General features: G+C 69.8%; 25 protein-coding genes. 8 read left to right on the plus strand and 17 right to left on the minus strand.

The genetic code is table 11. The features are described 5' to 3' along the window. Positions 1-66 precede the first annotated feature (66 nt). Complete coding sequence (locus tag JRI60_RS03970; RefSeq protein WP_204228719.1) at positions 67-1770, minus strand: metallophosphoesterase; 1704 nt, start codon at positions 1768-1770, stop codon at positions 67-69. A 324-nt stretch (positions 1771-2094) separates the two neighbouring features. Here JRI60_RS03970 and JRI60_RS03975 point away from each other — a divergent pair, with 324 nt between their 5' ends. Then, positions 2095-2529 carry an acyl-CoA thioesterase gene (locus tag JRI60_RS03975; protein ID WP_204224540.1) on the plus strand — a complete coding sequence of 145 codons (435 nt, stop codon included), beginning with the start codon at positions 2095-2097 and terminating at the stop codon, positions 2527-2529. Positions 2530-2547: 18 nt separating this feature from the next. Here JRI60_RS03975 and JRI60_RS03980 read toward each other — a convergent pair whose 3' ends face one another. Beyond that, positions 2548-3579, minus strand: a complete 1032-nt coding sequence (locus tag JRI60_RS03980; protein ID WP_204224541.1) for a hypothetical protein — start codon at positions 3577-3579, stop codon at positions 2548-2550. A 107-nt stretch (positions 3580-3686) separates the two neighbouring features. Here JRI60_RS03980 and JRI60_RS03985 point away from each other — a divergent pair, with 107 nt between their 5' ends. From JRI60_RS03985 to JRI60_RS03995, 3 genes are all read left to right on the plus strand, one after another. Then, positions 3687-4088, plus strand: coding sequence for a DUF962 domain-containing protein (locus JRI60_RS03985; protein WP_204224542.1), 402 nt, complete (start codon positions 3687-3689; stop codon positions 4086-4088). Between the two features lie 114 nt (positions 4089-4202). After that, positions 4203-5960: a DUF6311 domain-containing protein gene (locus tag JRI60_RS03990; RefSeq protein ID WP_204224543.1), complete on the plus strand. Its 1758-nt coding sequence runs from the start codon at positions 4203-4205 to the stop codon at positions 5958-5960. 24 nt (positions 5961-5984) lie between these two features. Beyond that, a complete protein-coding gene (locus JRI60_RS03995) occupies positions 5985-7616 on the plus strand; it encodes a Sapep family Mn(2+)-dependent dipeptidase (protein ID WP_204224544.1) in 1632 nt (543 codons plus the stop codon). A 30-nt stretch (positions 7617-7646) separates the two neighbouring features. Here the strand turns inward: JRI60_RS03995 and JRI60_RS04000 are convergent, their stop codons facing one another. The 3 genes from JRI60_RS04000 to JRI60_RS04010 form a co-directional block, all read right to left on the minus strand. Then, on the minus strand, positions 7647-8279 hold the full coding sequence (locus tag JRI60_RS04000; RefSeq protein WP_204224545.1) for a retron system putative HNH endonuclease: 633 nt from the start codon (positions 8277-8279) through the stop codon (positions 7647-7649). Between the two features lie 53 nt (positions 8280-8332). Further along, positions 8333-9628, minus strand: coding sequence for an AAA family ATPase (locus tag JRI60_RS04005; protein WP_204224546.1), 1296 nt, complete (start codon positions 9626-9628; stop codon positions 8333-8335). Positions 9629-9702: 74 nt separating this feature from the next. After that, positions 9703-11784, minus strand: a complete 2082-nt coding sequence (locus tag JRI60_RS04010) for an ATP-binding protein (RefSeq protein WP_204224547.1) — start codon at positions 11782-11784, stop codon at positions 9703-9705. Positions 11785-12031: 247 nt separating this feature from the next. Between JRI60_RS04010 and JRI60_RS04015 the strand changes: the two genes are divergently transcribed. After that, positions 12032-12994 (plus strand): ornithine cyclodeaminase family protein, encoded by a 963-nt coding sequence (locus tag JRI60_RS04015; RefSeq protein ID WP_204224548.1) that lies wholly within the window; start codon positions 12032-12034, stop codon positions 12992-12994. 12 nt (positions 12995-13006) lie between these two features. Here the strand turns inward: JRI60_RS04015 and JRI60_RS04020 are convergent, their stop codons facing one another. Further along, on the minus strand, positions 13007-13264 hold the full coding sequence (locus tag JRI60_RS04020; RefSeq protein ID WP_204224549.1) for a PRC-barrel domain-containing protein: 258 nt from the start codon (positions 13262-13264) through the stop codon (positions 13007-13009). A 202-nt stretch (positions 13265-13466) separates the two neighbouring features. On the opposite strand from JRI60_RS04020, the gene JRI60_RS04025 reads away from it, so the two are divergent. Continuing rightward, complete coding sequence (locus tag JRI60_RS04025) at positions 13467-13757, plus strand: YgaP-like transmembrane domain (RefSeq protein WP_204224550.1); 291 nt, start codon at positions 13467-13469, stop codon at positions 13755-13757. Positions 13758-13760: 3 nt separating this feature from the next. Here JRI60_RS04025 and JRI60_RS04030 read toward each other — a convergent pair whose 3' ends face one another. The 9 genes from JRI60_RS04030 to JRI60_RS04070 form a co-directional block, all read right to left on the minus strand. Further along, positions 13761-14507: a hypothetical protein gene (locus JRI60_RS04030; RefSeq protein WP_204224551.1), complete on the minus strand. Its 747-nt coding sequence runs from the start codon at positions 14505-14507 to the stop codon at positions 13761-13763. 98 nt (positions 14508-14605) lie between these two features. Continuing rightward, positions 14606-15529, minus strand: coding sequence for an NmrA/HSCARG family protein (locus JRI60_RS04035; RefSeq protein ID WP_204224552.1), 924 nt, complete (start codon positions 15527-15529; stop codon positions 14606-14608). A 72-nt stretch (positions 15530-15601) separates the two neighbouring features. After that, positions 15602-16192 carry a hypothetical protein gene (locus JRI60_RS04040; RefSeq protein ID WP_204224553.1) on the minus strand — a complete coding sequence of 197 codons (591 nt, stop codon included), beginning with the start codon at positions 16190-16192 and terminating at the stop codon, positions 15602-15604. A gap of 141 nt (positions 16193-16333) precedes the next feature. Then, positions 16334-16741 carry a DUF2203 domain-containing protein gene (locus tag JRI60_RS04045; protein WP_204224554.1) on the minus strand — a complete coding sequence of 136 codons (408 nt, stop codon included), beginning with the start codon at positions 16739-16741 and terminating at the stop codon, positions 16334-16336. A 51-nt stretch (positions 16742-16792) separates the two neighbouring features. After that, positions 16793-17317, minus strand: coding sequence for a hypothetical protein (locus tag JRI60_RS04050; RefSeq protein ID WP_204224555.1), 525 nt, complete (start codon positions 17315-17317; stop codon positions 16793-16795). Between the two features lie 69 nt (positions 17318-17386). After that, positions 17387-18082 (minus strand): c-type cytochrome, encoded by a 696-nt coding sequence (locus JRI60_RS04055; protein ID WP_204224556.1) that lies wholly within the window; start codon positions 18080-18082, stop codon positions 17387-17389. After that, positions 18079-19299, minus strand: a complete 1221-nt coding sequence (locus JRI60_RS04060) for a YncE family protein (protein ID WP_239470752.1) — start codon at positions 19297-19299, stop codon at positions 18079-18081. The genes JRI60_RS04055 and JRI60_RS04060 overlap by 4 nt, the downstream gene beginning before the upstream one ends. Positions 19300-19307: 8 nt before the next feature. Next, positions 19308-19898, minus strand: a complete 591-nt coding sequence (locus JRI60_RS04065; protein WP_204224558.1) for a hypothetical protein — start codon at positions 19896-19898, stop codon at positions 19308-19310. Further along, on the minus strand, positions 19895-21217 hold the full coding sequence (locus tag JRI60_RS04070) for a WD40/YVTN/BNR-like repeat-containing protein (protein WP_204224559.1): 1323 nt from the start codon (positions 21215-21217) through the stop codon (positions 19895-19897). Before JRI60_RS04070 ends, JRI60_RS04065 begins: the two co-directional genes overlap by 4 nt. A gap of 84 nt (positions 21218-21301) precedes the next feature. On the opposite strand from JRI60_RS04070, the gene JRI60_RS04075 reads away from it, so the two are divergent. Together JRI60_RS04075 and JRI60_RS04080 are read left to right on the plus strand one after the other, a co-directional pair. After that, positions 21302-22864, plus strand: a complete 1563-nt coding sequence (locus JRI60_RS04075; RefSeq protein WP_239470335.1) for an LVIVD repeat-containing protein — start codon at positions 21302-21304, stop codon at positions 22862-22864. A 76-nt stretch (positions 22865-22940) separates the two neighbouring features. Beyond that, the gene (locus tag JRI60_RS04080; protein ID WP_204224560.1) at positions 22941-23618 is read left to right on the plus strand and encodes a class I SAM-dependent methyltransferase; all 678 of its coding nucleotides are present in this window, start codon (positions 22941-22943) and stop codon (positions 23616-23618) included. A 3-nt stretch (positions 23619-23621) separates the two neighbouring features. Here the strand turns inward: JRI60_RS04080 and JRI60_RS04085 are convergent, their stop codons facing one another. Further along, entirely contained in the window at positions 23622-24896 is a 1275-nt protein-coding gene (locus JRI60_RS04085; protein ID WP_204224561.1) for a YecA family protein, read from the minus strand. Positions 24897-24992: 96 nt separating this feature from the next. Further along, positions 24993-26183 (minus strand): OmpP1/FadL family transporter, encoded by a 1191-nt coding sequence (locus tag JRI60_RS04090; protein WP_204224562.1) that lies wholly within the window; start codon positions 26181-26183, stop codon positions 24993-24995. Positions 26184-26187 lie beyond the last annotated feature (4 nt).

Here is a 26187-nt window from a genome sequence, read left to right on the forward strand (position 1 = left end):
CGCTGAGAAATCCGTGCTACCCCGGGCCGGGAGGCCGAGGGCTGAGTGCCGAGGTGGGATGGGGTCTCAGCGGCGGGGCCGGACGCGTATCGGGGACTCGATGAGGACGGGCTCGGTGGCCTCCGGGTCGTCCGGGTCGTAGGCCGGTGCGTAGGGGCCGGCGTGCGTCTCCTTCCACTTGCGAGGCACGCGCTCGATGCCCACCGGGTACACGGTGAGCTGGCCCTCCTTGTCGATGCGCAGCCGCAGGAAGTTCTTCCAGTCCTCGATGGCGAGCGAGATGAAGGCCTCGTTGTAGTGGGCGCCGAAGGCGTTGACGCTCACGGCCAGGTACAGGCCCATGATGAAGGGGCCCACGAGGAAGCCGCCCGCGAAGGTGAAGAGGGCGCCCAGCAGGAACTTGGCCCAGACGTGTGTCCACCCGGCGGCGCACAGGGCGACCCCGGGCACCAGGGCCGTGTTGCCGGAGATGACGTCCGGGCAGATGCCCATGACGCTGACGGTGAAGTACACCGAGCCCCAGGCCACGAAGAAGGCGGCGGTGATGTGTGCCAGGCCATGCAGTGTGCCGGCCAGCACGCGCCAGCGCCCGAAGGTCGGGTCCGCGAACCCGATGAGCCCGCCGATGGTGGCCAGCCCCAACGTCAGCGACCACGGGCGCGTCACCACCGAGGACGCCACCGCGGCGAGTGCATCCACCATGTTCGAGAGCCCGAAGACGCCAATCTCCGTGTACGTCGCCAGCGCGAGCAGCAGGTAGAGCGCGCCCGTCATCAGCCCGAAGAGGGGGCTGGAGCGGATGAGCATCAGGTTCCTGCGTGCCAGCTTCCGGGACGTCCGCTCGTCCGGGAAGCACTCCTTCTGCTCGTACCCATCGCGCAGCCGGTGCGCCGACGGCGTGTGCGTGGGGTGCATGAAGGCCCCGGCGCCACCGGCGGTTATCTTCTGACGGCCCTCGGGGTCCTCGTGCCGTTTGTAGTGGTGCAGGTCTCCCGCGAGGAAGAGGCTGATGCGCCGGCCGAACACCTTCTCCTGGAGGTACTCGAGGTTGTTCTCCAGGTAGCCGCGGCGCTGACTGGTGGCGGCGAGAATCCAGGCGGGCTCCGCGTTGCAGAGGATGACGCGGTCGTCCGGCTTCATGTGCGTGGCCACCTGGTGGAAGTACTCCACCTGGGGCACGTCGATGTCGCTGTTGAGCTGCACGTCCGTGCCGATGAGCCACCAGCCACGTGGCAGCTTGAGGGCGAAGTAGCTGCGGCTCTGGCGAGTGCGCCGCCCCGCCAGCCAGCGGTTGGCGCAGAACAGCCGCATGAAGGCGGACAGCCCGTCATACCAGTCGTGGTTGCCGGGGATGGCGAACAGGTCCGGGCTGGGCTGCTTCGTGCGCGCCATCGCCTCCTCGTAGGGAAGCACCAGGCGCTCCTCGTACGTCTCGCGGCTGGCGCCCGGGTACACCTGGTCTCCGCCGAGCACGAGGATGCGCCCGCGCTCGGTGGGGTGCGTCTGGCCCGCAGCGTCCTTCAGCTCCATGGAGGGCAGCGCCATCAACCGCGCCACCGTATAGGTGGAGTTCCACCCGTCACCGCTGTCCGCCGCGTAGTCCAGCCAGAAGTCCCCGTCGGGCGACTCCTCCGAGTAGTCGAAGAAGGGTGGCTGCGGGCGCACCACGGCCTCGATGAGGCGGTGGTCCGCGCGAGCGCCGAAGGCGGCGGCCACCAGCGCGTCCAGCCCGGTGCGCACGAGCATGGCGGGGTGGAGCCAGCGCACCATGTCCGCGTGCTGCTCGGGCCTCGTCGCGGTGCCCGTCTGGCAGGGGCGGGTCTCGTGGAGTGGGGGGTCGCGAGGAGGCGCTTCTTGCGTCCCCGCGGCCTGCTGCTGCTTCGCGGTGCCGGGCTCGTGCGGTGTCACTGAGGGCACGGTCCCCCAGCACCGTGCCCGGGTCAACTCCCCGACGGGGAACTGCCCCGTCAGGTTCCACGCCAGACGGGGAATCCTGGAGCGAGCATCCAGGGGAGCGCTTCCGCCTCGGGCCGGTGGGCCTCCAGCCGATGATTCCGATTGCCCCGAATGGCCGGGCGTGATGCATGGCCCGCCATGAACGACTTTCCCATCACCGTCCGTTTTCCCATGCACTGGGGCGACATGGACGCGTACGGCCACGTGAACAACGCGCGTTACTTCACCTGGTTCGAGGCGGCCCGAATCGCCTACATGGCGCGGGTGGGGCTGGTGAGCACCGAGATGCAGAAGCCCGAGGGGGGCGTGGGACCCATCGTCGCCGCGACGAACGCGGAGTACCTGCGCCCGGTCGTCTTCCCGGCGGACCTGGTGGTGGGGGCGCGAGTCTCGCGGCTCGGTACCACCAGCATCACCATGGAGTACGCGGTGGACGATGCCCACACCGGGGTGCGCTACGCGCGCGGGGGCGCGGTGCTCGTCACCCTGCAATACCCCACCTACCAGAAGGTGGCCGTGCCTCCGGAGATCCGCGCCGCCATCGAGGCGCTCGAGGGCCGCATCTTCGAGTGAGGTGGGAGCGTTCGGGCGCTACCCTCCGCGGCGCGCGTCCGCGGGGGCGTTGGGGTGGCGCTGGAGCAGCATGCGCAACTGCGGTTGCCTCCGGACGGCCTCCTGCTTGAGCAGGTGCGCGATGAGGGCCGGCGGCGCCGCGCTCCAGCGCGCGATGTTCTGGATGAGCATGGGCGAGCGGTACGTGCGCCCGCACAGCAGCGCCCCCGTCTTCCCGTCCACCGCCAGCCCCACCAGCGAGGCCAGCACCCGGCCCTCGGTGTTGAGGATGAGCTCCACGCGTTCCTCCGCGGGCGCGGTGTTGAAGCGCGTCCGCATCACCTCGCGCGCGGTCCGGCGGGTGCCCTCGGGCACGTCCCGGTCCATCGCCACCTTGTACTGCTCCAGCAACCGGCGGCCGCTCCACAGGCGGCGGTAGAGCCCCGCGGGCAGCTGCGGGTTGCGCACCAGCCAGCGTCTCACCCCCGTGTCCGCCACGAAGGCCGCCCGGCCACACAGGGCCTCGAGTCCCACCGGGTTGTGGTGGTGGCGCGCGATGAGCCGCGCGTGCCCCAGTCCCACCCGCGTGTTCTCCAGCACCGACTTGATGACCGCGGGCACCGGATCGAAACAGAACGCGGACAGCTCCGGATCCTCCGCGCCCCGGGCCCTGCTGGCGCGCTCGTCCTCGGGGAGCGGGTGCAACTGCCGCTCGAAGATCTGCCTCCAGTTGCCCGCGGCGGCCTCGACCGTGGCGTCCTCGGGGGCCTCTTCCTCCCCGGCGGCGAGCGGCTCCTCGCCCTCGGCCGGTGTGTCCTCCTCGGGCGGAGCCTCGGCCCTGGCCCCGGTGGACGGCGGCGGCGCGGAGGTGGGCGCGGGTAGGACGGCGCCGTGCTCGACCAGGCGCGTCAGGATGGCCTGGATGCGCTCGGGAGGGAACCCGGTGAGGGCCGTGAGGTGCCTCACGGGCGTGGCGCCGTCCAGACGGGACAGGACGAAGCCCTCCTCGGGGGTGAGGGGGAGCTTCGCCAGGGCGGCCGAGGGAATGGGCTTGGGCGTCCAGTCGTTCACGATCCGTCTCCCCGGAGACCGTCAAGCCTAGACGAATGACACAGAAGCGCCAAAGAGGTGTGGCGGAGGGTTGACGAATGGGGAGGCTCCAGCAGCACAATTCACCTATGAACGAGCGCATCCCGACCTACGCCGAGTTCTGGCCGTACTACCTGCGTGAGCACTCGCTGCCCATCACCCGCTGGTTGCACTTCGTGGGCACCTCGCTGGCGGTGGGGCTGGGCGTCACCGCCGCGCTGACGGGCAGGGCGGGCCTGGTGCCGGCCATGCTCGTGGCGGGTTACGGCTTCGCCTGGGTGAGTCACTTCACCCTGGAGAAGAACCGGCCGGCCACCTTCAAGTACCCCCTGTGGTCGCTCTTCTCCGACTTCCGCATGGCGGGCCTGATGCTCGTCGGCCGGCTCTCCAAGCACCTGGCCCGCGCGGGCGTGCGTGACGAGGACGACCAGTCCGGCGGCCACCTCCGTCCGATTCCGGTGCCCGTCCGCTCGCGCCGCAACGGGCGCTGAGCCTCGGGGCCTGACCGGGGGAATCACTCCCCCGGTCCAGAGGAAGCGGGCAGGCAGCCAGGGTGCGAGGGTTCTTTCCTCTCCGCCCCTCCACTGGTCTACCTTGCACGCTCCATGCAGCCCCCCGCCGAGTCGTCCCCGAGCGTGCTTCCTCGCTGGTTGGCCCCCGTGCTGTGCACGTTGGCGGGCCTCGGCTGGAGCGTGTACATCATCGGCCTCGAGCCCCTCCTGCCCGGCTCCATCGAGTGGATGGTGCAGGATGACTGGGCCCAACCGCTGTTCGGCTGGCTCTACTCGCGCACCAGTCCCTGGAGCCTCCCCATGGGGGACTCCTCGGGCTACCTCTACCCGCTCGGCACGTCGCTGGCCTACATGGATGCCACGCCGTGGTGGAGCACCCTCTTCAAGCCGCTGTCCCCGCTGCTGCCCCTGACCTTTCAAATCCATGGCCCGTGGCTGGCGCTCTGTTTCTCGCTGCAGGGTCTCTTCGGCGCGCTGCTCGTCTCGCGGCTCTCCCCGCGTCCGCTGCACCAGGTGCTCGGGGGCATGCTCTTCGTGATGTCCCCGGCCCTGGCCATGCGCCTGGGCCACCTCTCGCTGTGCGCGCACTGGCTGGTGCTCGCGTCGCTGTGGCTCCACCTGCGGCCCCTCCCCGATGCGCGCGCCGCCTCGCGCACGCTGGGCCTCGCCGCCTTCTTCGTCGTGCTGGCCGCGGGCGTCCACGTCTATCTGGCCACCATGGCGCTCGCCCTGGCGCTCGGGCTCGTGCTGCGCCTGTGGCGCGTGCAGGGCCTCCTCTCCGGCGCGAGGGCCGGGGCATGGGCGGCCGGCCTCTCCGGCTCGGCGCTCGGGGTGATGGCCCTGTTCGGCTACTTCTCCCGCGCCACCACGTCCGCCTCGGGCTTCAACCACTACTCGTCCAACCTCCTCACCTTCATCAACCAGGGCGGCATGTCGCGCTTCCTGCCGGAGATTCCCACCGGCGGCGGGCAGTACGAGGGCGCCGCGTACCTCGGGCTCGGCGTGCTCCTGGTGGGCTTCGCGTCGCTGGGGGTGCTGCTGGCGAAGCGCGAGCACTTCGGGCCGCTGCTGCCCCCGGGGCTCTGGCCGCTGTTGACCGTGTGCGGGCTCATGGCGCTCTTCGCCTTCTCGGCCCGCTTCCAGTTCGCCGGGTGGACCGTCCTCAGCTTCCAGCGTGCCTCCGAGGTGGTGCTCGCGCCGCTCGCCCGCGTCTTCCGCTCGTCCGGGCGTTTCATCTGGCCCCTGCACTACCTGCTCATCCTTGGTGCCATCGCGGGCCTGCTGCGCGTGCTGCGCAACCGCCCGGCCTGGGCCGCCGCCGCCCTGGGGCTCGCCGTGGTGCTCCAGGGCGCCGAGGTGCCCGCACAGGACTGCTGTCGCGCCCGCTTCACCCCGCACGTGCGGCCCGTGCCCGGAGGCGACGCCACGTGGGCCCTGGCCAAGGGGACGTACCAGCACCTCGCCCTCTACCCCGCCACGCGCGTGGATGGTGCCGGGCGCGGCTGCCCGGGCCTGTTCACCAACAGCGAGCTGCTCCCCTACGCCTGGCAGGCCTGGCTGAACGGGATGACGTTCAACAGCGGGTATGTCGCCCGGCTCGATGCGCCCGCCACGCTGGCCACGTGCGAGCGGGAAGAGGCGGACGTCCAGGCCGGCCGCCTGTCGCCGGACACCCTCTACGTGGTGCATGCCCAGGTGGCCGAAAGCTTCCTGGCGAGCACCGCCGGACACGCCGCCTGCGGCAGGGTGGACGGGGTGCTCGTCTGTGTGTCCAGCGAGGTCCAGGGGCCCTTCCGCGAGGCGCTCGCACGGGAGCCGGTGACGGCGGACGTGGCCCGGGACACGCCGTAGGCCCTGGTGTACAGGTGCGGGGCGATGCGCTCCCGACTCCTCGTCCCGCTGTGTCTGCTGCTGCCCTCCCTCGCCCTCGCCGGTGATGCCCGCTGCAAGGGCACCGCCCAGGCCCGCGCCGCCCGCTTCTCCGAGAAGGCGCTGAAGGGCAAGTCCCCCGCCGAGCGCTACGCCGAGTACGTGCGCGCCTGCGCCCTCGACGAGGTGGTGGACCTCACGAAGTCGCTCGTCCGCTTCAAGACGGTGAGCAGCGAGCAGCCCGCGGCGAAGAGCCCGGAGATCGCCGCCATGGGACGCTTCCTGGAGAAGTGGGCCCGTGGCCGGGGCCTCGGCTTCCGCGCGGTGGGCGGCAACGAGGTGTTCGAGCTGTCCTGGGGAGAGGGTGAGCCGCGGCTCGGGTTCGTCTTCCACGGAGACGTGGTTCCCGCGCCGGCGCACGAGTGGAAGAAGCCGCCCTTCGAACCGTATGTGGAGAAGGGCCGCCTCCATGGCCGGGGCGTCGAGGACGACAAGGGGCCGCTGGCCTCCGCGCTCGTGGCGCTCGCGATGGCGAAGGAGCTGGGACTGTCCCCGCGGCAGGGCAAGGTGCTCGTCATCGTCGGCAACGGCGAGGAGAGCGACTGGACGGGCATGCAGCAGTACGCGGAGACGCAGAAGCCGCACCCCACGCACGTCATCTCGGTGGACTCGGACTACCCGGTCATCGCGGCGCAGTGTGGCTTCGTCGCCTGGCAGCTCGAGGCCGAGCTGGGGGCCGTGCCGGAGAAGCCCACCGAGGGCCAGCTGCGCGCCGTGGACGTCACCGCGGGCGAGTTCCTCACCCAGGTGCCCGGTGCCGCCACGCTGAAGCTGGAGCCCGCGGGACTCGCGCCGGAGAAGGCGCTTGCCGCCGTGCGGGAGGCCGTGGCCGCGGTGGGCAAGGAGCGCCCCTCGCTGCGCGCCGAGGTGAAGCAGGAAGGCAACCGGGTCATCCTCACGACCCACGGAAAGGCCGTGCACGCCTCGGTGGCGGAGGAGGGGGCCAACGCCCTGTGGGACCTGGCCGCCGTGGCCGCGAAGCTGCCGCTGGAGCCCAACGGCATCGAGGCCATGCTGAAGGCGGTGACGCTCCGCTTCGATGGGGACCACTGGGGCGAGAAGCTGGGCGTGGCCTACCAGGACGAGCTGATGGGCCGCCTCCTCGTCGCGCCCACCGTGCTGCGCGTGAAGGACGGCAAGGTGGGCCTGGGCATCAACATGCGCCGGCCCCGGGGCAAGGATGCGGCCGTCTTCAACGCCTCGCTCGATGCCGCCGCGGAGCGGCTCTCCCAGGACACCGGTGGCCGGGTGAAGGAGGTGAAGGGCGGAAAGCCGGGCGAGGGTGGCCGCTACGTGGGTGACCCGCATGTGGCGGACACGTCCGGGCCGCTCGTCACCACGCTGCTCGACATCTACAAGCGGCACCGCAACGAGCCGGACGCGAAGCCACAGTCCGTGCGCGGTGGCACGTACGCGCGCCTCTTCCCGCGCTCCGTCGACTTCGGGCCCGCCTTCCCCGGGGACCTCTACACGGGCCACGCCCCGGACGAGTCCATCTCGCTCGACAACCTCGACGCCACCACCCGCATGGTCGCCGAGGCCCTCCACACGCTGGCCCTCACGCCGCCCGAGAAGTGAGGCCCGTCGGCGCTCGTGCGCGAGCCCGAGTCAGAGTGAGCCACCCGGCCGGGGAACGGGTCGGGTGGCCGCGTCGAAGCAGGAGCGGCAGGTTCCCGGGAAGGCATCGATGAACGCCTGCCGCATCTCGGGTTCTGCCTCGAAGACGGCCATCCAGACGGACCAGTGGCCCTGACTTCTCGCCGAATCGATGATGGCGTCGCGGATGTCCGGATCGCCTCTTTTCCGCTGCCATCTTCCCAGGCTCCGCTGGGCCATGTCCCAGGCCTCGCGCCGATTGAGCCAGCGGAGATCCCGAGAGCGGGGATCGCTCGCGGGGGTCTTGTCCAGGCCGAACAGCTTCAGCGTCCTGCGCGCTTTGTCCCGCTGTTCCGGTGCGAGCTCGGGATGGGGGGAAATGAGTCCTTCCTCTCCGTAGCGGAAGGCACGCGCCGTGTTGTCCCTGTCGGGCAGATAGACGTCGGAGGTCTGTGCTCCCTTGGTGCCGTTGCAGTTGGCGCAGGCGAGCAGGAAATTCTCCCAGTCGAGCTCCCGGTGTGGGGCATGGAGCTTGGGCTCGATGTGGTCGATGGTCAGGGCTGCGCTCTGGCGTACCTCGCAGTACGCGCAATACCTGCCGAATCTCGCGATGAGGCTCGATTTGGCTTCCTGGTAGACCGCCATTCGCACTGGATGCCCGGCGGTATCCAGCGGGTGAGGGCCTCGCTCGACAGGCCTCATCGAGGTTCCTCGTCCTGGCCCAGTCCGGCGGCCTCACGTTCCATGCGCAGGAAGGCGTGATACGCCACGTTGTCGCTGAAGGGCGCGGACAGCTCATCGAGTCGGAGCTTGAGGGACTCGCGCCGTTCTGGAGACGTGGTGGCCTTGGCCTCTTGGAGGACCCGGTAGTACTCCTCCGCCGCCTCCATCATCTTCTGGTAACGCTCGCTGCGCTGCGGCACTTCGACGCCCATCACCTGCTCGGCGATATCCTCGATGCTCTGACTCGGAGGCCCGGATTGCGTGGGCTCCTCGAGGTTGATGAGCTCCCCAGGTCTCAATGACTGGATGATGAAGGGCGAGTGCGTCGTCGCCACGAACTGGACCTGGGGGAAGGTGGTGCGCAGGTCATCCACCACGCGCCGCTGCCACTTGGGGTGGAGGTGGAGGTCGATCTCATCGATGAGGACGATGCCCGGCGTCTGTTCCGCCGCGCGCTCTCCGAGATGTGGATTCAGGACGGCCGCGCGGTAGGCGATGTCGGCCACCATCGCCAGCATGTTGCGCACGCCATCGCTCAGCATCCGAAAGGGCAGCTGACGCCCGTCCTCGGCCTCCGCGAGCAGGTCATCCTGGTTGATGTCGAACCAGACCCGCTTCCATCCCACCATGCAGCGGACCACGGCGGTCTTCACTGCTTCCAATGTTCCGATGGTTCGCCCCTGTTGGAGCTGCACCAGCTCCATTCTCTTGGCCCATTTCAGAAGCAGCTTCTGATTCGAGGCGGGATCCAGACAGCCGATATACCCCTCAAGTCGTGAGGTGGGTGGCGCGGGTTCCAACGGGTGCTCATGCTTCTGTAGCCAGAGCCGTCCCGTTCCATAATAGGAGAGGAGCGGCAACGTGATGTCCTGTCCTGCCTGCACCTGACGCTGCCAAGTGGCTGCGATCGGCAGGAGTGGATTCTCATGGATGTTGAGGGTGTATTCGTCCTTGGAGCGGCGCCACGAGAGTTGCTCGCCTTCCAGCCGACCCGTGCACTGCACCTGGACCGGGAACTGCTGCTCGATGGTGGCGATTCCATCCTTCAGGTAGACGACCCGGCGAACGTCATCCTCTCGAACGAAGGGGGCCGAGATTTCCTTCAGGGTGATTCCGACGAGGAAGCTCCCCGCCCCGATGGCCAACGCATCCAGCACGGCCGTCTTGCCGGCACCGTTCTCGCCGATCAACACGTTGAACTGGTCGGAGAGCGTGAAGGTGCGCTGGTCGAAGCCGCGGAAATTGGTGACCTCGAGTCGGTGAATCTTCACCCCTACCTCCTGCCGGTGCGTCCGGGCGACGGTGCCCACTGGGAGCCGATGCTCTTATGGCCCAACACGCGCCTTCAGGGAACGTCATTCCCGGCCGGCTCCTTGCCGGGCTCGGGGAGGCCGCGCGGCAGGCGCACGGTGAAGGTCGTGCCACCCGCCTGGGTGGAGTGCACCGTCACCTGACCCCCGTGCGCGTGCGCCACCTGCTGGACGATGTACAGCCCCAGTCCCACGCTGCGCGTGGCTGCCTTGCCGGTGGTGCCGCGCCGGAAGGGCTGGAACAGCACCGCCTGAAGCTCGGGGCCAATGGGCTCTCCCTCGTTGTGCACGGAGAGGAGCACCTCGGGGCCGGCGTCGCGCACCTCCACGCGCACGGGCGTGTCCGGCCTCCCGTGCTGCAGGGCATTGCTCACCAGGTTGCCCACCACCTGCGCCAGCCGGTCCGGGTCCCAGCACCCCCACCCGTCTCCCTCCACCTCCAACTCCAGCCTCCGGCCCGTGTTGGCCACCTGCAACTCCTCCACCGCGCTCCGACAGATGTCGTGCAGGTTCACCCGCTCGCGGTGCACGGGCAGTCCACCCCCGATGCTGCTGCGCGCGAAGTCGAGGATGTCCGTGAGCATCCTCGCCATCCTCGCCGCGCTGTTGCGGATGCGCTCCACCGCCCGCACTCCTCCCTCGCTCAGCTCCTCCGTCCTCCGCAGCAGGAAGGCCGAGGCGGTGATGGCGTTGAGTGGGTTGCGCAGGTCGTGCCCCACCACCGCGATGAGCTGCTCGCGCATCTCGCCGGAGTGGCGCAGCTCGGCCTCCACCTCCTTCTGCTTCGTGATGTCCACCACCACGCAGCCCAGGCCCACCACCTCGCCGCTCTCCGTCCGCACCGGGTAGTAGTTGCCCAGCCAGTGACGGGTGGGGGTGTTCCCACGAGGCTGGCTGCTGAACTCGTGGTTGGACTGCGGCTGACCCGTCTCGACGACCCGGCGGAAGATGGGCTCGCAGACGTCGGCGACCCGGCTGGGCAGCACCTCCCGCACGGTCTTCCCCAGGTGGAAGTCCACGGGCTTGCCATGGAGCTCCGCCAGCGTCTCGTTGATGCGAAGGAAGCGCAGCTCCCGGTCCATGAGGCTGATGCCCACCGGGGCGGCCTCCAGCAGCGTGTTCAGCTGCGCCAGCGCTCGCTGCACCTCGTCCCGCGCCGCCCGCTCGCGCCCGGCCAGATCCGCCTGCACGATGAAGCCGGTGGCGCGGGTGATCATCGCGCGGAAGAGCAGCTTGTCGGACTCGCTGAAGTCGAAGACGGTCCGTGAGCTCATGTGCGCCACGCCCACCAGGTTGTCCCCGTGCAGCAGGGGGATGCTGTAGCTGGCGCGAATGCCGAGCCGCCGGATGACGTCGTACGCCAGCCTCGGGTCGGTGGCCACCGAGCGCGAGGAGATGGGGTGACGCTCGGCGGCGACCCTGCCGCTGATGCCCTCGCCGATGGGAATGGTGTAGTCGTCGGCCAGCCCCTCCCGGGCGCCCAGCCCCTCGGCCGCGCGCACCCGCAGCCGGTCTTCCTCCCTCAGGAGGATGGAGGCCGCGTCCACCGCCACCGCCGCCTCCATCAACACCTTCAGCAGCTTGGGCAGGAAGGTGTCCACGTCCTCGCTCTCCAGCGCGGCCTGGGAGACACGCTCCAGCGCCTGCAGCATCCGCTCGCGCACCCGTGCGTAGCTGGTGACGGCGCGTGTGATGCCCTGGTCGATGGCCTCGTCGAGCAGCTCCAACTCGGCGAAGCTCGGCCAGTGGTTCTCCCGCTCCAGGCTCCGGAGGATGCAGTTGCGCAGCAGTCCGTACTCGAAGGCCACCTCTCCCGGCTCGTACCCCAGCTCCAGCCGCTCCAGGGCGTGCTCGTCGGTGATGGCCAGGGGCAGCTGGGGGGCGTGCTCGTCGTGGACGTGCTCCGCCGCGTCCGCGAGCTTGTCCAGGAACTCGGGGATGTGGTCGCGCAGTTGCTCGCCGCCCGGCCGCTGCTCCGGGTGCCACGCGCGCAGGGCGCGCTCCCAGTCCGAGAGGATGTCCTCCCGGTGCTTGCGGAGGAAGTCCGCCAGCCGATGGGGTTCACCGGGCTCCGGACCGGATGGCCGGAGCGGTTGAGGTGGATCCTGGTCCCTCATGAGAGCGCTCCCCGAAGGCTGCCTCCCCGCCGCCAGCCTTGAGACTGCTCATGCAAGGAGGGCATGGCGTCGTACCAGCGAACCAGGAGGAGGCGCCCGGGAGGGGCCCGCCCCTTCCCTCGTCACGCCCCGGGGCGTCCTGGCGCTCCGAGGCCCGGCCGTCCATCCCCGGGGGCCCGGGTCCGCGCCGACTCCGGAGAAACGAGACCCCACCGGAGTAGAGGGGAAGGGTTAGGTTGGAGGCAAGATGAGCACGCTCCTGCTGACCCGCACCGACGTCGTCCGCCACATGGAGGCCCTCACCCTGCTCTCGGAGATGCGCGAGGCCTTTCGCGCGGATGCCGAGGGCCGCGCGGTGGAGCCCCAGCGCGCCCGCGCTCCGCTGCACGCCCAGGGCTCCGCGCTGGTGGTCTTCCCCGGCATCCTGGCCGGCATCCCCGCCTACACCGTGAAGGTGCACGCGAAGTTCCCCGGCCGTTCTCCGGCCATCCAGGGCGTGGTGCAGCTGCATGACCTGGAGACGGGGGCGCTGCTGGCGGTGATGGACTCGGGGCACCTCACGGCGCTGCGCACGGGGGTGGTGGGGGCGCTGGCCGCGGACGTGCTCGCCCGGCAGGATGCCGCCCGGGTGGCGCTCATCGGCGCGGGGGCCCAGGCCTCCATGCAGCTCAAGAGCCTGCGGCTGGTGCGCAGCCTCTCGCACGTGCGTGTCTACGACCTGGAGGTGACGCGCTCCGTGGAGTTCGCCGCCCGCATGTACAAGGCGCTGAACCTGCCGGTGCGGCCGGCCATGTCGGTGGAGGAGGCGGTGGAGGACGCGGACATCATCGTCACCGTCACCCCGTCGCGAGAGCCCTTCCTCTTCCCGGGCATGCTGCGCGCGGGCACGCACGTCACCACCCTGGGCGCGGACGAGCCGGGCAAGGCCGAGGTCTCCGCCGGGCTGCTGCGCCAGTCCACCTTCTTCTGCGACAACCGGGCGCTCAACGTGGCCATGGGCGCGCCCGCCGGCGCGGGGCTCGGCGAGGAGTGCATCCAGGCGGAGCTCGGCGAGGTGCTGGCCGGCAGGAAGCCGGGGCGCACCGACGCGGGGCAGGTCACCATCTTCGGCGCGGTGGGGCTGCCCTTCCAGGACCTGGTGGCGGCCTGGCACGTCTACCAGGGCGCGCGCACGGACGACTCGGTGCAGCGCGTGGACTTCCAGGCCTGAGCCGGACCGTGCTCAGTGCGTGGTCCGGCGGCTCGAGCGGTCGATCTCCCTCGGGCCCGACAGGAGGCTGTCGGGGCCGTGGAGGAGGTGCACCTCGTCGGCGATGATCTCCCGCACGTCGTCGAGCGGCACGGCGTAGTCCTTGCGCCAGACGAGCAGCCCCTTCTCGACGATGAGCTCCTCGTCCGTCACCTCGACGACATGGCCGAGCTTCTCGCCACGGTGGGTGAATACCGGCATTCCCTCGTGCAGCTCCGAACGTTCCACCATGTACCCTCTCCTCCTCCCCGGGCAGGGGCCAGCGAGCGGCGACCCCGGATTTCAAGCTAGGAACGAGGAAACGGGGCGTCACCGGGCATGCGGCCAGGCACGTCCCGAGGGTTGGCCGGTGCACGGAGCCGCCGAGCGGCCGGGGACGCTGTGGGGCGGCCCCTGCATGCCCATCTTCAATCGGGCCTGGAGGAGGTGCTCGATGATGGTGGGGTTTCTGGCTTCGAGGACGGGACGTTGGACGCGCATGCTGGCGGGCGCGAGCCTGGTGGTGGGCGGCCTGTCCACCGACTCCGTGAAGGGGAAGATGCTGGCGCTGGTGGGGCTGGTGCCATTGCTGGCGGGAGCGTTCGACGTCTGTCTCTTCGGCCCCTTCTTCGGCCTGCCCATGAAGGGCGAGGCCATCCGCCGCAAGGTGGGGCTCATCGGCGAGGACTCGCTGCTGCCCCATCCCCCCATGCCGATGACGGAGCGCCCCACGCTGCTGCACTAGCGGCTAGGAGCGCACGTCGAAGGGGATGGAGAGGGTGCCGAACTGCTCGCCGGTGCGCGCGTCCACCAGCCGCGCCTGGAGGGTGACGCGGCCCTCGCGCTCGCTCACGTCCTGGAAGTAGAGGAAGCCGGTGATGGTGCCGCCCGTGTCCAGCGTGCCCTCGGGCAGGGCCTGCTTGAGCATGTCGCGCGTGGGCAGCGGCTCCGGGGGGTCCCAATAATAGGAGTAGGGCCGGTAGAACGGGTCGTACCACGGGTCGTACCAGGGGTTGTAGATGCCCCCGCCCCGATGTCTCCAGCCGTAGTAGCCGGTGGCGAACGGCGGCCCCGCCCAGCCAGAGGACCAGCCGAAGCCCATGCCCACGGACATGCGGACGTTGCCACCCGAGCCGCCGTAACCGGAGCCGCCGTACGCGGTGCCGCTCTCATCGGCCAGCTCGAAGGGGGAGAGCGCGGAGTACTGGAAGCGGGAGCTGCCCAGCAGCGTGAACACCTCGTAGCGGATGCGCAGGGGCCGGCCGCTCTGGTTCTCGATGCGGACCTGCACCGGGGTGACGATGCGCTCGAGGCTGGAGGGGGTGCCGCGCCAGGCGTCTCCGTCCGCCACCAGGCGCACGCCTTGTTCTTCGATCACCGCCGCGCCGGCCTGGGTCGTCTGGGCGGTGGGCAGGGGTTGCAACTTCGTCTCGGTCACGCAGCCCGCGGCGAGCAGCGAGGCCGCGAGCAAGAGCCAGGGAGCGCGCGTGCGCATGGGGGGGCCTCCTGTTGGAAAAACTAGGAGTGGACCCGAGCGCGTGCGCGAGGCCGTGGCGAGGCAGCCTGGAGTGCGGGCGGGTGCCGCGCGCTCTCTTATGAAGTATGCGAGGGCTCCGCGGCGGTGGTGCCCCGCCAGGTGGTGCCCAGCAGCCCGTCCCAGTCCTGCACGCGGGCCCAGTCCTCGAAGGTGTGCCAGCCCACCTCGGGGTAGTCGCGGCGCAGCAGGGGGATGTTGGCGTGATAGCCCTCGCGCTGGAGCCACTCGAACATGCGTCCCATGTCCTCGTTGAAGGAGCGGACGACCTCCAGCGGCGCCTCCTCGTAGCGCAGCTTGTGCCCGCTGACGTAGGAGATGAGGGCGGCGGCCTGCTCGCCCGTCACCTCGTCGGAGGCCACCTCGATGCGCCGGCCGAGGAGATCCTCGGGCCACTCCAGCACCCGGACGCAGAAGGCGGCCAGGTCCGCCATGGAGACCATCTGCAGCCCGCGGTGGGGCGGCAGGGCCATGCTCAGCACGCCCTCGTGCAGCCGCTGGGCGAAGGTGGGCCCCAGGAAGTTCTCCATGAAGAAGACGGGGGCCACGATGGTGTAGGGCAGGCCACTCTGGCGCAGGTGCTCCTCCACCACGGACTTCGTCTCGAAGTGGGGGACGCCGGTGGTCTGGTCCGCGCCAGCCACCGAGGAATAGAGGAAGTGCCGCACGTGGGCGAGCTTGGCGGCGTCGATGAGGTGGCGGCCATGGCGCACCTCGCCCTCGAGGCCCCCGGCGTCGAAGGGGGTGGCCATGGCGAACACGGCATCCACCTCGCGGCGCATGGCGTGCTCGAGGCTGTCCGGGTCATCGAAGTCGCCGGTGACGAGCTCCGCGCCGCGTTGCTCCAGGTCCTTCGCCGCGGGCGAGCCCGGACTGCGGACGAAGGCGTGGACGCGATGTCCCCGCTTGAGGAGCAGGCGGGCGAGCGCGCCGCCCTGCTTTCCGGTGGCACCGGTCACCAACACGGTCAGGGGTCGGAACATGCGATTCCTCCGGACAGAACCTTCCCCAAGGTGGGGATGGGCGGCGCGTGAAGCGAGGGGCGTGAGCGAGGGCTACCGCTTCTTGCCTGGTCCCCTCGCCTTCGCGGCGCCCCGTTTCTGGGAAACCTTCTGCTCGCCCGTCTTCTCGCTGTTCTCCTCACGGGAGGCCGAGCGGCGGGCGGATACGCCGCGCGCGACCCGGAGCGCACCGGACATGGCGTCACCGGCCAGATGCTTCGCGCCCGCCAGCGGGTTGCCCTTGGCGGCCTCCTTCGCCGCGCGCAGCACGCTCGCCACCGCCTGCTGGGCCAGTCCCTTCAGGCTCTCGGGCTCGAGCTCGAGCGGCTGGGTGGCCTTGGGCTCCTCGCGCGGCGTGGACTCCGGCTCACGGGCCTCGAGGGGAGGGGCTTCTCCGCCCGCGGGCTCCTGCTGCACCTCCTCGGAGGCACGCAGCCGCTCCTGGAGCTCCCGCTCCTCACGGTGCTTCTGGTACAGCTCCGCCGTCTGCGCATGCTGGCGGCCGTAATGGATGGGAGTTTCCGCCGAGGGCGGCACCGAGGGCGTGGCTTCCTCCACCGGTGGGGTCTGCCGGGCGCCGCCCGGGTTGGTCACGCTGGGTTCCGGCTTGTCCGCGCGGAAATGATCGAAGCTGTACGTCCGCATCCCTGCCTCCTTGGAGAGTAGGCTGTTCGCGTCACTCGTCGGAAGTTAGGGACCCCCTCCGGGGCATGGAACCACGGCTGGAGGCAGGCGGGAGAGCAAGGCCCCCATCGCCAGGACACCCGGGCGGCGGTGCTTCGGCTTTCAGCTCAGGTACGAGGGAGTGAAGTCGTTGGCGTGGACGATGAGCTGCCGGCCCGCGAAACCGCCGTCCAGCTCGTGCCAGTGCGTCACCGCCGTCTCTCCGTACCGCCAGCAGAGGTACACCGGGCGCCCGCGCTTGAGGGCGTGGAAGTCCACCAGACCATCCGCGGCCTTGATCTCCACGCCCAGGTCCTGGAACTGCTCCAGCTCGATGCGGATCCGCTCGATGAGCTCATCACGCTCGGCGCGAACGGGCGCGGTGCGCTCCGGTCCCGCGCCGGCGTCCTGAAGTGACTCCAGCTCGCGGACGATGGCCTGCACACGCGCCACCCAGGGACGCACCCGCTCGAAGGTGCGGGTGAGCAGCGGGATGAGACGGTTGGCCTCTTCCACTCCGAAGTAGCGCATGGTGGCCCCGAGCATATCGCCCGGGGTCCACGCGTGTATGCCGAACGTGTCTCAGCGCTTCTTCGTCGACTTGCGCGAGGTGGCGGTCTTCACGGCGCGAGCCACGGTCTTCTTCGCGGCGGCGGCGGCGCGCGTCACCACCTTGCGGCCGATGGTGCGGAGCGAGGCGACGGCGGGCTGGCTCTTCTTGGCGGGAGTCTTCGAGGCCGTGGTGGTGGCCTTCGCCTGACGGGCGGGAGCCTTGGAGACCGCCGTCTCGGAGGCCTGCTTGCGGGTGGGGGTCCGCTTCGGCTCGGCGGGGCGGGCCTGGGTCGCGACCTTCTTCGCCGCGGGCCGGGCCGGGGCCGTGGCCTTCCTCGCCGCGCTCTTACGCGCCTGGGCCCGAGCGCGGTAGCGCTTCACGGTCTCGGAGTGGGCCTGCCCATAGTTGGTGGCGGACTGGGGCAGGGTGTCCTTCTCCATGTCCTTGGCCAGCGTGACCTTGGACTCGTCGTTGCCGAGTCGTGGACCCGAGCCCTTGTAGGTTTGTGCGGGCTGCTGTGAAGCGAAGGGTTCGAAACTGTAGGTCCTACCCATGAGTGTCTCCCTGCCTGTGTATCCGGGCTGTCCCAGAAGTTAGGGACGATTCCCGATCGCGGCATGGTCCTAGAGGCCGAGATAGGCGAGCACCGCTCCCAGGTCCTTGTCGGAGAGGGATTCACGGCTGTACGGCGGCATGTTTCCCCCCACGCCGAAGAAGCGGCCATGCCGGATCTTCTCGATGAAGATGAGGCCGGGTGCCACGCCGGGGAAGAGGGTGCCGTAGTCCTGGGAGACCTCGGGGAGCACGGGCGCGAGCTGCGTCAGCCGGCCCTTCCCGGTGTGCGCCTCACCGTGACATTCCAGACAGGCGGCCCGGTACACGTCGGCGCCCCGCTCGGCGCTATCTCGCGGCACGTTGCCGATGTCCTTCACGAGGGTGAAGGGCTGCGCGGGCGCGTCCTCGTCCGGGCTGATGCGGACCAGATACTCGTAGAGGGCGCGGCTCCTGGGGTCCTCCGGCGCGAGCGGGGTGACGCCGCGCATGAAGGCCGTGTAGCAGAAGTTCACCGCGTCGAGCAGGCGCGTCTCGTAGCCGCCCCACCAGTGGGGGCGGGACGCCACATCATGGAGAGACAGGCCCGCGTACACCTTGTCCTTGGGGGGCGAGGCGGTCGTCGCGTGGCACGTGGCGCACGAGAAGGTGTTGTATTGGCTGTCCGACAGCTTCGGGTCGCCGAAGAGCTCCTCGCCGTAGTCCGCCGCGGGCACCGGGCCACAGCCCACCGCGAGCAGCACCGCTCCCAGACACAGCCATTTCATGGCGTCCCCCGCAGGATGCCCACCGAGTCCGGATAGATTCCCAGCGTCACCGTCTTCGTCACCGTGCCCGCCGCGAGATCCAACACGTGCAGCGTGCCCGGGCCCTGGTGGTCGCCCTCGCATACCGCGAGCCCGTGCTGGCCGTCCGGCGTCAGCGTCACCTGGTGCACGTTGACGCAGCCCGAGGGCGCGAGCGGAATCTCCCGGATGCTCCTGGGTGGAGTGACGGCCGTGTCGATGACGGCCACCACCTCCTGCCGGGTGTAGGGCATGTAGAGCGTGCGGCCGTCCGCGCTGAAGGTGCCGAACATGGGGGAACCACTGCGCTCCACCGGCACGGCGCGCTCGGGGCGCATGGTCAGGGACTCTGGATCCAGGAACTGCACGACTCCGCTCGTGAGCGAGCTCACCCAGACGGAGCCATCGGTGGGCGACACGGTGAGCGCATAGGGCTCGTGCCGGGGAGCCACGGCGGTGCCCGCGTTGGTCGCCACCTTGATGCGGCTCATGAGGCGGTATCCCTCGGCGTCCAGTTGCACCACGGCCACCTCGTCCGAGATGCAGGTGACATAGGCCCGCTTCTCGTCCGGGGAGAGGCGCACCGCGTGCGGGGCCGGGCACACGGTGACCATCGCCTTGCGCGTCATCGTGTCCGCGTCGAGGATGGCCAGCCGTGCGTTCATCTCGCTCTCGGGGCCGCCACGGCGCGCCACGTCGGTGATCTTCAGCAGGTCGAAGTGCGTCTGGAACAGCGTGCGGCCGTCGGCGCTGGCGATGAGGTCGCCCGGGTTGCGGTCCACGCGCACCGAGCCCACGAGGTGGTTGTCCTTCGCGTCCAGCTTGAGGCAGTAGCCGTCGGCGGTGCCGGTGCCGTGAGCCCCGTGAGGGCCCGAGCCGGCGCCGGGCACGGAGTAGGAGAGGCCCACGTAATAGAAGTCCCCGCGAGGCGAGAAGGCGGCGTGGTGGGGTCCCTCCAACTCCACGGGGTTGAGCCCCACGGGCACGCGCGCGAGCTCGCTCCAGTCCGGCGAGCCCATCGAGTCGAGGTCCAGCAGGCTCACGGTGTCGTCCATGCTGTTGGTGACGACGATGCGCCCGCCGCCGAGCGGGGGAAGCTCGCGCCCCGAGGGCCACGGGGAGTCGATGGAGAAGTCGAGCTCCGGCACCTTGTCGCCGGAGCAGGCCCCGAGCGCGAGTGGCGCGAGCAGGGCGAGCAGGTGGCGCGTCACTGAGCACCCCGGCGGAAGGTGCGGGGCGTGGCGAGCGAGTAGGGGCCCTCGGTGACGCGGTTCTGCACGAGGTGGGCGCTCGTCACCTGCACGGTGAGGTCCTTGCCCGAGCTCTTGCCCAGCTCGGCCCACGAGGTGGCGTCGAGCTGCCACGACACCTCCGAGGTGAGCACCTGGACCACGGGGCACTTGCCGCCGGGGGTGGAGACCTCCACCCAGTAGAGGTCTCCCGTGTAGGGAGGCAGGTGCGCGTGGGCCGAGGGGAGGAGCAGCTCGCCGAGCCACGCCGCGAGGGAGCGGGTGGAGGGGGGCCGCGCCACGGAGGCGCTCAGGGAGCTCCATTGCCAGACGGGCGGGGTGGCATCGGCCGGGTAGACCTCGCCCTCGGAGGGGGAGACGAGGGTGACGGCCCTGGAGGAGTCCTGGGGCTTCTTTCGTGCGTCGACCATGGCGCGCCAGGCCTCGTCGGTGGCCTTTCCGGCGTAGAGGGGCTCGGCGCACTCGGACTCGGAGGAGGACTCCGGAGCGCAGGCGGAGAGGGCGAGGGCCAGGGCGACACAGGGGATGCTCGGGTGTCTCAAGTTCATCTCCGTGAGGACTCCGGGTCGCGCCGTCGCGAGCGGAGGAGGGGGGTGAGGGTGAGGAGGCAGGCGGTGGGCACGAGCCCTCCGGTGGATGAGCACCCGCTCTTCTTGGGAGGCGCTTCCGGTGTTCCGGCATCCACCTCCACCGGCTCTTCGGGGGGAAGGGTGGGATCCGCGCCGATGGAGGGCGCGAACTGAGGCCAGAGGGGCCGGCAGACGTCCTGGGTGGGAGTGCCCGCGGGGCAGGCGGAGGGCAGGATGTGGGGCAGCGAGAAGAGGGGCTCGTACGTGTCGCCCTCGTCGCGGGTGCGCGCCAGGGCCCAGTCATGCACCCAGGTGGAGCCGCAGACGAGGAGAGCGTCGCCCTGGCGGTCCGCGCAGGCATTGCCCTCGGGGAGGGACAGGAGGGTGGTGGGCCCGCCATCGCGGATGCGGAAGAAGCGGGTGTACGTGGCGGCCCATACGGTGCGCCCGTCGGCGGAGACCTCGATGCCGACGAGGTACTCGTCGAGGCCGTCATGGTCCTGGTTGGGGGGATGGAGGACGGACTGGAAGGTGTGGCCGCCGTCCTTGCTCTCCAGCAGGTAGGTCCAGCCCTGGGCGGTGACGCGGGCCCAGAGGTGGTCCGGGTCGTTCTCCGCGATCCGGAGGATGAGCAGGTCATAGGGCCGCGAGTCGACCGAGTATTCGGGGAAGGGCTGGGGAATCTCCTCCCAGGTGGAGCCCTCGTTGTCGCTGCGGAAGATGCGCAGCCCCTTGGGGGTGCTGGCGGAGACGTAGAGGCGCCGCGGGTCGGACGGGGCGACCTTCACGGCGGTGTAGACGTCGGTGGTGCTCTTCAGGGAGGTCTCGGTGAACGTCTCGCCGCCGTCATCGCTGCGGAAGAGGCCATTGGGGGCGGCGGCGCGGGCCGTCGTCACCCACGCGCGAGAGGGCGTGGACGCGGGCGACTCGAGTCCCGAGGGCCACAGGTTCCTGGAGGAGAAGAAGGGGTGTGCTTCCCAGGTGCAGCCGCCGTCGCGCGAGCGGATGAGGGAGGCGCCGGTGGCGGCGAGCAGCTCGCCATGGGCCTGCCAGAGGAAGGACTCGGGGCGCCAGCCGCCGTAGAGCATGGCCTGGGGGCAGATCCACCGCCAGGTCTTGCCGCTGTCGCGGGACACCACGGCGCCAAAGGTGGTGCCGACGAAGAGGTCCTCGGGGTGGCCGCGGCGAACGGTGACGTTGGATGTCTCTGGGAGGCCCGCGTGCGCGAGTGCGGGAGGTGCACGCAGTGCGAGTGAAGTCAGCACCAACGCATAGCGGACGGAGGGCGGAAGTCTCATGGGGGACACTCCGGGGGGCACGGAGCCCGAACGATAGACGTCACGAGGCATGCGGTATACCGAGGTGACCGAGGAGTGACCGATATGTTCACACTGCTGAGCTGGATGCGTCGCGCGAGTGCGCTCCTGGCCATTGGAGGACTGTGTCTGGCCGGTTGCCGTGCCGAGGAGCCTGCACCGCCTCCATCACCCACCACCACCGATACGCGAGGGGATTGGGAGGACACGGGCCGCTACGCCACGTGCGGGTTGCCCCCTGGAGGCGCGGCGTGCGGGGACTTCGAGTCCTTCAATCTGGAGGGGTGTGACCGGGCGTCGCTGGGAGGACTGCCACGGGATGGCGTCTTCACCCTGGTGTACCGGAGCGATGCTCGCACGACCAGCATCGATCCGGACGCCTTCCGCGTCTCGGCGGACGGCGTTCTCGATGCCTATCAAGGGATGACGCCGACGCAGCGGCGGGTGGACGCGGAGAGCTTCTTCCTGTCGAGCGCGACCTCGAGCCGGCGGGATTCACTGGTGGGCTGCCGTGCCGAGGGCAACCGGCTGTACGGCTGCTTCGTCAGATGCCTGAGTGGGAGGCTCTCCAGCTCGGGCACCTTCCTGGCGGTGAAGTGGGAGCGGCGCGCGGGGGAGGAGGAGGCAGCGGGGCTGCGACTGGTATCCGAGTCATTCGTGGAGCAGGGCCTGCCGGTGGACGTCTACGTCACGCAGGGCCACGCGTACGTGGTGTCGGTGCGCAATGGGGGCGAGGGTGGAGGGCTCACGGTGTTCGACGTGAGCGACAAGAAGGCGCCGGTGCTGAAGAAGACGATCACCCTGCCGACGGACAACTATTGGAACGGGGTATGGGCGAAGGACAACGCGCTCTACGTGGCGAGCGCGAGCTCGGGGGTGGTGGTGTTCGACATCTCGAAGCCGGAGGAGCCGCGAATGCTGCGGAGCTATCCAGGGGGGCGGATCGACGTGCACACGGTCTTCGTGGAGGGGGATCGACTGTATGCCATGTCACCGGACGCGCAGCCGCAGACGTTCATCTACGACATCAGCATGCCGACGGCGCCGGTGTTGCTCGGTGGGTACGCGGAGCCGGGGGCGACGACGAACGCGCAGTTGGGCTATCCGCACGACGCGTTGGCGTACGAGGGGCGGCTGTACATCAACCATTGGTCGGGGGGGTACTTCATCGTGGACGTGAGTGATCCGACGCAGCCGAGAAAACTGAGCACGTACACGTACCCCTACGCGACGAGCCACGCGAACGCGGTGGGGAGATTCGGGGAGAGGCTGATCGCGTTCGAGGGAGGGGAGAACTGGGGAGCGCACTTGCGGGTGCTGGACGTGACGGATCCGACGAGCCCGAGGCGGATAGGGGAGTACGAGCTGGAGGAGAACGCGTCCATCCACAACATGGTGTTGAAGGGGGAGAAGCTGTACGTGGCGCACTATCAGCATGGGGTGCGAGTGCTGGACGTATCGGAGCCGGAGAAGCCGAGGCAGGTGGGGTACTACAACACGTACCGGGAGACGGATGCTGGGAGAGGGGAGAGCTTCTACGAGGGGGCGATCGGGATGAGAGTGCCAGGAGACGGGTACCTGTATGTCATAGACACCTCGAGGGGCCTGCTCATCCTTCAAGAGGGTTAGACCCTCTCCCTCTGGGAGAGGGACGGGGTGAGGGTATGCGACCCATGGAATCAAGATCCGTGTAAAGGAGGAGGCCATGAAATCCAACCAGAGGAACCCGAGTCCCCGAGCGCTGTATGCCCTCGTCACGGGGTTGCTGCTGTCGACGGCGGCGTGCAAGCACGCCACGAACCACGGAGGAATGCCGCACCGTTTCGAGAACGCGGAGGAGTGGGCGAAGCGATTCGACGATCCGGAGCGAGACACCTGGCAGAAGCCGGACGAGGTGGTTGCAGCGCTGGCCCTACCGGAGGACGCGAAGGTCGCGGACATCGGAGCGGGGACGGGCTACTTCGCGGTGCGGCTGGCGCGAGCTGTCCCGAAGGGGCGAGTCTACGGGGTGGACATCGAGCCGGACATGGTGCGCTACCTGGGGGAGAGGGCGAAGCGCGAGAACCTGAGCAACCTGGAGCCGGTACTGGGGGGCGCGGAGGAGCCGAGACTCCCGGAGCCGGTGGACGTGGCGCTCATCGTGGACACGTACCACCACTTCGGGGACCGGGTGGCCTACCTGCGGCGGGTCGGCGAGTCACTGAGGCCGGGAGGGCGGGTGGTCATCATCGACTACCGGAAGGAGTCGGCGAAGGGCCCACCGGCGGAGCACAAGCTCTCGCCGGAGCAGGTGGAGCGGGAGCTGGGGTCGGTGGGATTCCGACTGTCCGGGAGGCACGACTTCCTACCGTACCAGTACTTCCTGGTGTTCGAGCGGGGCTGACGGTCACATCGCGATGGGGTGGGAGCGGAGCCACTCCTGGGCGCGGCGGATGCGCTCGGCGGGGACGGGGAGGTTCATACCGGCGAGCAACTGCCGGTAGGGCTCGAGGTCCTCGGCGGTCCAGCGCGTCTTGGCCTCGAGGTCGGCGCGGACGACCTGCTCCTCGGCGGAGCGGGCCTGGGGCTCGTTGCGGGAGGTGAGGATGGCGGCGAGCACCATGCGGACGGGCTCGGCCTCGAAGGAGACGGCGGCGTCGGTGAGGAAGGAGCAGGTGACCTCGTCGAGGGTGGCGTCCTTGGAGCGGATGCGAAGGCGCTCGAGCATGCCGGCGAGGAACTCCTTGTCCGAGTCGAGGGCGGTCCTGACGGCGGCGAGGAAGGCGGAGACGGCGGAGCTCCGGTCCTTGTCGCTGGAGCCGGTCTTCAAGGCATTGAGGGGCTCCCAGAGGACGGTGGTGAGCCACACCTGCTCATCGGGGGTGAAGACGGAGGGCATGGCGCCCAGACGCAGGGCGGACTCCACGCGGGTGGCGCGCTCGCGGCCCTCCTGGGCGATGCGCGAGGCGAGCTGGGGGTCCGCCTCGACGTACTTCACCAGGGGCTCCATCTCGCCCTCGCCGGCCTTGCGGAGCGCCTCGACGGCTTCCTGGGAGAGGGAGCCTCCGGCCTGGAGCGTCTCCATCTTCGAGGCGAGCTCGCGGCTCTGACGGGCGGCCCACTCGCGGAATTGCACGTCGAAGACCACGTCCAGGACGGGGCGGTCCTCGGGCTGGAAGCGTCCGCCCTTGGGGGTGGAGGAGAGGAGGGCGCCCAGACACAGGGCCTGCCGGTCCTCGGAGGAGAGGCCGGCGGTGGTGGCGCGCGCGAGCAGGGTGGAGCGCAGCTTCTCGAGGAAGGGGCGCGTGCCCAGCTCGCGGATGGTGCCCACGCGCAGCGCGTTCTTGGCCTGGCCGGCGTCGCGCTCGATGGCGTCCTCCAGACGCTCGAACTCACGGGACACGTGCGTGTCGAAGGCCTGGGAGTCGAAGCGCAGGCCCGGAGCGGGGCCCCAGCCGGCGAGCAGCGTGCCCAGGCGCTCCAGGGACTCCGAGACGCGCGACATGTCCGAGTCGCCGAGCATGCCCATCGCGGCTTCCAGGTCCTTCGCGATCGGGTGCTGGGGGGCGGGGGGCGGGGCGGAGACCTCGCGGGCGCGGTCCTCGGCGGCGTGACAGGCCTTGTACTTCTTGCCACTGCCGCAGGGGCAGGGGTCGTTGCGTCCGGGCTTCTGGCTGCTCACGGCGATGCACCTCTCCTGGAGAAATGACGAGGCCCGGCACCCCTGGAGGGGCCGGGCCCGGGTCACCCGATGTTGCTCCCTAGCAGGGAGGACGGGTCACTGCGAGTAACCGAGTGTCAGGCCCACCACGTGGGCCGAGCCGCTGTAGGTACCGGGCAGGGGCTGGAAGGTGCTCTTCTGGTCCGTCAGGAGGACGAGCTGGTAGCCGGCGTCCACGCGGAAGGAGGAGAAGGAATAACCGGCGCCCACGGTGACGCGCATGCGGTCGGCGTCCGGCAGGTCGGGCGAGAGCGTCTCCTCGGGAGTGGGGGTCGGGTCGTAGACGTAGCCCGCGCGCACGGCCAGGGAGCTCGTGATGCCGTACTCGGCGCCCACGTGGACGTTCCACCGATCCTCCCAGTTCTTGGGGACGGGGGGACTGGCCTGCGGGGTGTCCTGGAGCTGGAAGTGGAGCTGCTCGACGGAGGACCACTGGACCCAGTTCACGTCGGCGGACACGAGCAGCTTCGGCAGGGGCACGATGGCCACGCCCAGTCCGAGCGAGGCCGGCATCGTCACGTCGAGGGTGAAGGACTGATCCGGGGGCGTGACCGGGGCGAACTCGGGGGGCGTGTTGAAGTCCGCGTCACCCTTGAAGCTCATGTCCACCTGGCTGCGGTAGTGGACGCCGAGGGTGAGGAACTGCGGCACCACGTCCGCCTGGACGCCCGCGTTGAAGCCGATGCCCCAGTCGTTGCCGGACAGGGTCGCCGTGCCCTCGGTGGTGATGAGGTTGAGCTGGCGGCTGATGTCGACGGTGCCGTACACCGCCTGGAAGCCGGCGCCGAGCCGCAGCCATGGCATGGGAGCGAAGGCCACCGTCGGGTTGATGTCGAAGGTGACGACCTTGGACTTCTTGGCGATGAAGCGTCCCACGAAGTCATCCGGCCAGTTGCTGTTGGCGCCGAAGGGGGTGAAGACGCCCACGCCGGCCGCCACCTTCTCGTCGAGCTTGTAGACGAAGTAGGCGTGGGGCGGAGGGGAGACCGTGTTCTGGGTCTGTTTCGAGCCCCCCTCGCGGGTGAAACCCAGGTCCAGGAGGATGAGCGAATCGCCGAGCTGCGCATCCAGTTTGGAGACCCCGAGGATGCCGGCGGGGTTGAAATAGATGGACGAGGAGTCCTGCGAGCTCGCCACGCCCACGGAGCCCATGCCGGTGGCGCGGGCGCTCTGGGAGTCGATGGCGAGACCGGCCGCCTGGCTGGTGCCGGCGGCGAGCAGGGTCACGACCAGGAGTGTCTTCTTCATACGG

The organism is Archangium violaceum, assembly GCF_016887565.1.
Classification (GTDB): Bacteria; Myxococcota; Myxococcia; order Myxococcales; family Myxococcaceae; genus Archangium; species Archangium violaceum_B.

Bases quoted from the DNA above. Each gene is read 5' to 3' on its own strand.
- JRI60_RS03970 (WP_204228719.1), bottom strand. From the start codon at position 1,770: ATGGTGCGCTGGCTCCACCCCGCCATGCTCGTGCGCACCGGGCTGGAC.
- JRI60_RS03975 (WP_204224540.1), top strand. From the start codon at position 2,095: ATGAACGACTTTCCCATCACCGTCCGTTTTCCCATGCACTGGGGCGAC.
- JRI60_RS03985 (WP_204224542.1), top strand. From the start codon at position 3,687: ATGAACGAGCGCATCCCGACCTACGCCGAGTTCTGGCCGTACTACCTG.
- JRI60_RS03990 (WP_204224543.1), top strand. From the start codon at position 4,203: ATGCAGCCCCCCGCCGAGTCGTCCCCGAGCGTGCTTCCTCGCTGGTTG.
- JRI60_RS03995 (WP_204224544.1), top strand. From the start codon at position 5,985: ATGCGCTCCCGACTCCTCGTCCCGCTGTGTCTGCTGCTGCCCTCCCTC.
- JRI60_RS04000 (WP_204224545.1), bottom strand. From the start codon at position 8,279: ATGGCGGTCTACCAGGAAGCCAAATCGAGCCTCATCGCGAGATTCGGC.
- JRI60_RS04010 (WP_204224547.1), bottom strand. From the start codon at position 11,784: ATGAGGGACCAGGATCCACCTCAACCGCTCCGGCCATCCGGTCCGGAG.
- JRI60_RS04015 (WP_204224548.1), top strand. From the start codon at position 12,032: ATGAGCACGCTCCTGCTGACCCGCACCGACGTCGTCCGCCACATGGAG.
- JRI60_RS04020 (WP_204224549.1), bottom strand. From the start codon at position 13,264: ATGGTGGAACGTTCGGAGCTGCACGAGGGAATGCCGGTATTCACCCAC.
- JRI60_RS04025 (WP_204224550.1), top strand. From the start codon at position 13,467: ATGATGGTGGGGTTTCTGGCTTCGAGGACGGGACGTTGGACGCGCATG.
- JRI60_RS04030 (WP_204224551.1), bottom strand. From the start codon at position 14,507: ATGCGCACGCGCGCTCCCTGGCTCTTGCTCGCGGCCTCGCTGCTCGCC.
- JRI60_RS04035 (WP_204224552.1), bottom strand. From the start codon at position 15,529: ATGTTCCGACCCCTGACCGTGTTGGTGACCGGTGCCACCGGAAAGCAG.
- JRI60_RS04040 (WP_204224553.1), bottom strand. From the start codon at position 16,192: ATGCGGACGTACAGCTTCGATCATTTCCGCGCGGACAAGCCGGAACCC.
- JRI60_RS04045 (WP_204224554.1), bottom strand. From the start codon at position 16,741: ATGCGCTACTTCGGAGTGGAAGAGGCCAACCGTCTCATCCCGCTGCTC.
- JRI60_RS04050 (WP_204224555.1), bottom strand. From the start codon at position 17,317: ATGGGTAGGACCTACAGTTTCGAACCCTTCGCTTCACAGCAGCCCGCA.
- JRI60_RS04055 (WP_204224556.1), bottom strand. From the start codon at position 18,082: ATGAAATGGCTGTGTCTGGGAGCGGTGCTGCTCGCGGTGGGCTGTGGC.
- JRI60_RS04065 (WP_204224558.1), bottom strand. From the start codon at position 19,898: ATGAACTTGAGACACCCGAGCATCCCCTGTGTCGCCCTGGCCCTCGCC.
- JRI60_RS04070 (WP_204224559.1), bottom strand. From the start codon at position 21,217: ATGAGACTTCCGCCCTCCGTCCGCTATGCGTTGGTGCTGACTTCACTC.
- JRI60_RS04075 (WP_239470335.1), top strand. From the start codon at position 21,302: ATGTTCACACTGCTGAGCTGGATGCGTCGCGCGAGTGCGCTCCTGGCC.
- JRI60_RS04080 (WP_204224560.1), top strand. From the start codon at position 22,941: ATGAAATCCAACCAGAGGAACCCGAGTCCCCGAGCGCTGTATGCCCTC.
- JRI60_RS04090 (WP_204224562.1), bottom strand. From the start codon at position 26,183: ATGAAGAAGACACTCCTGGTCGTGACCCTGCTCGCCGCCGGCACCAGC.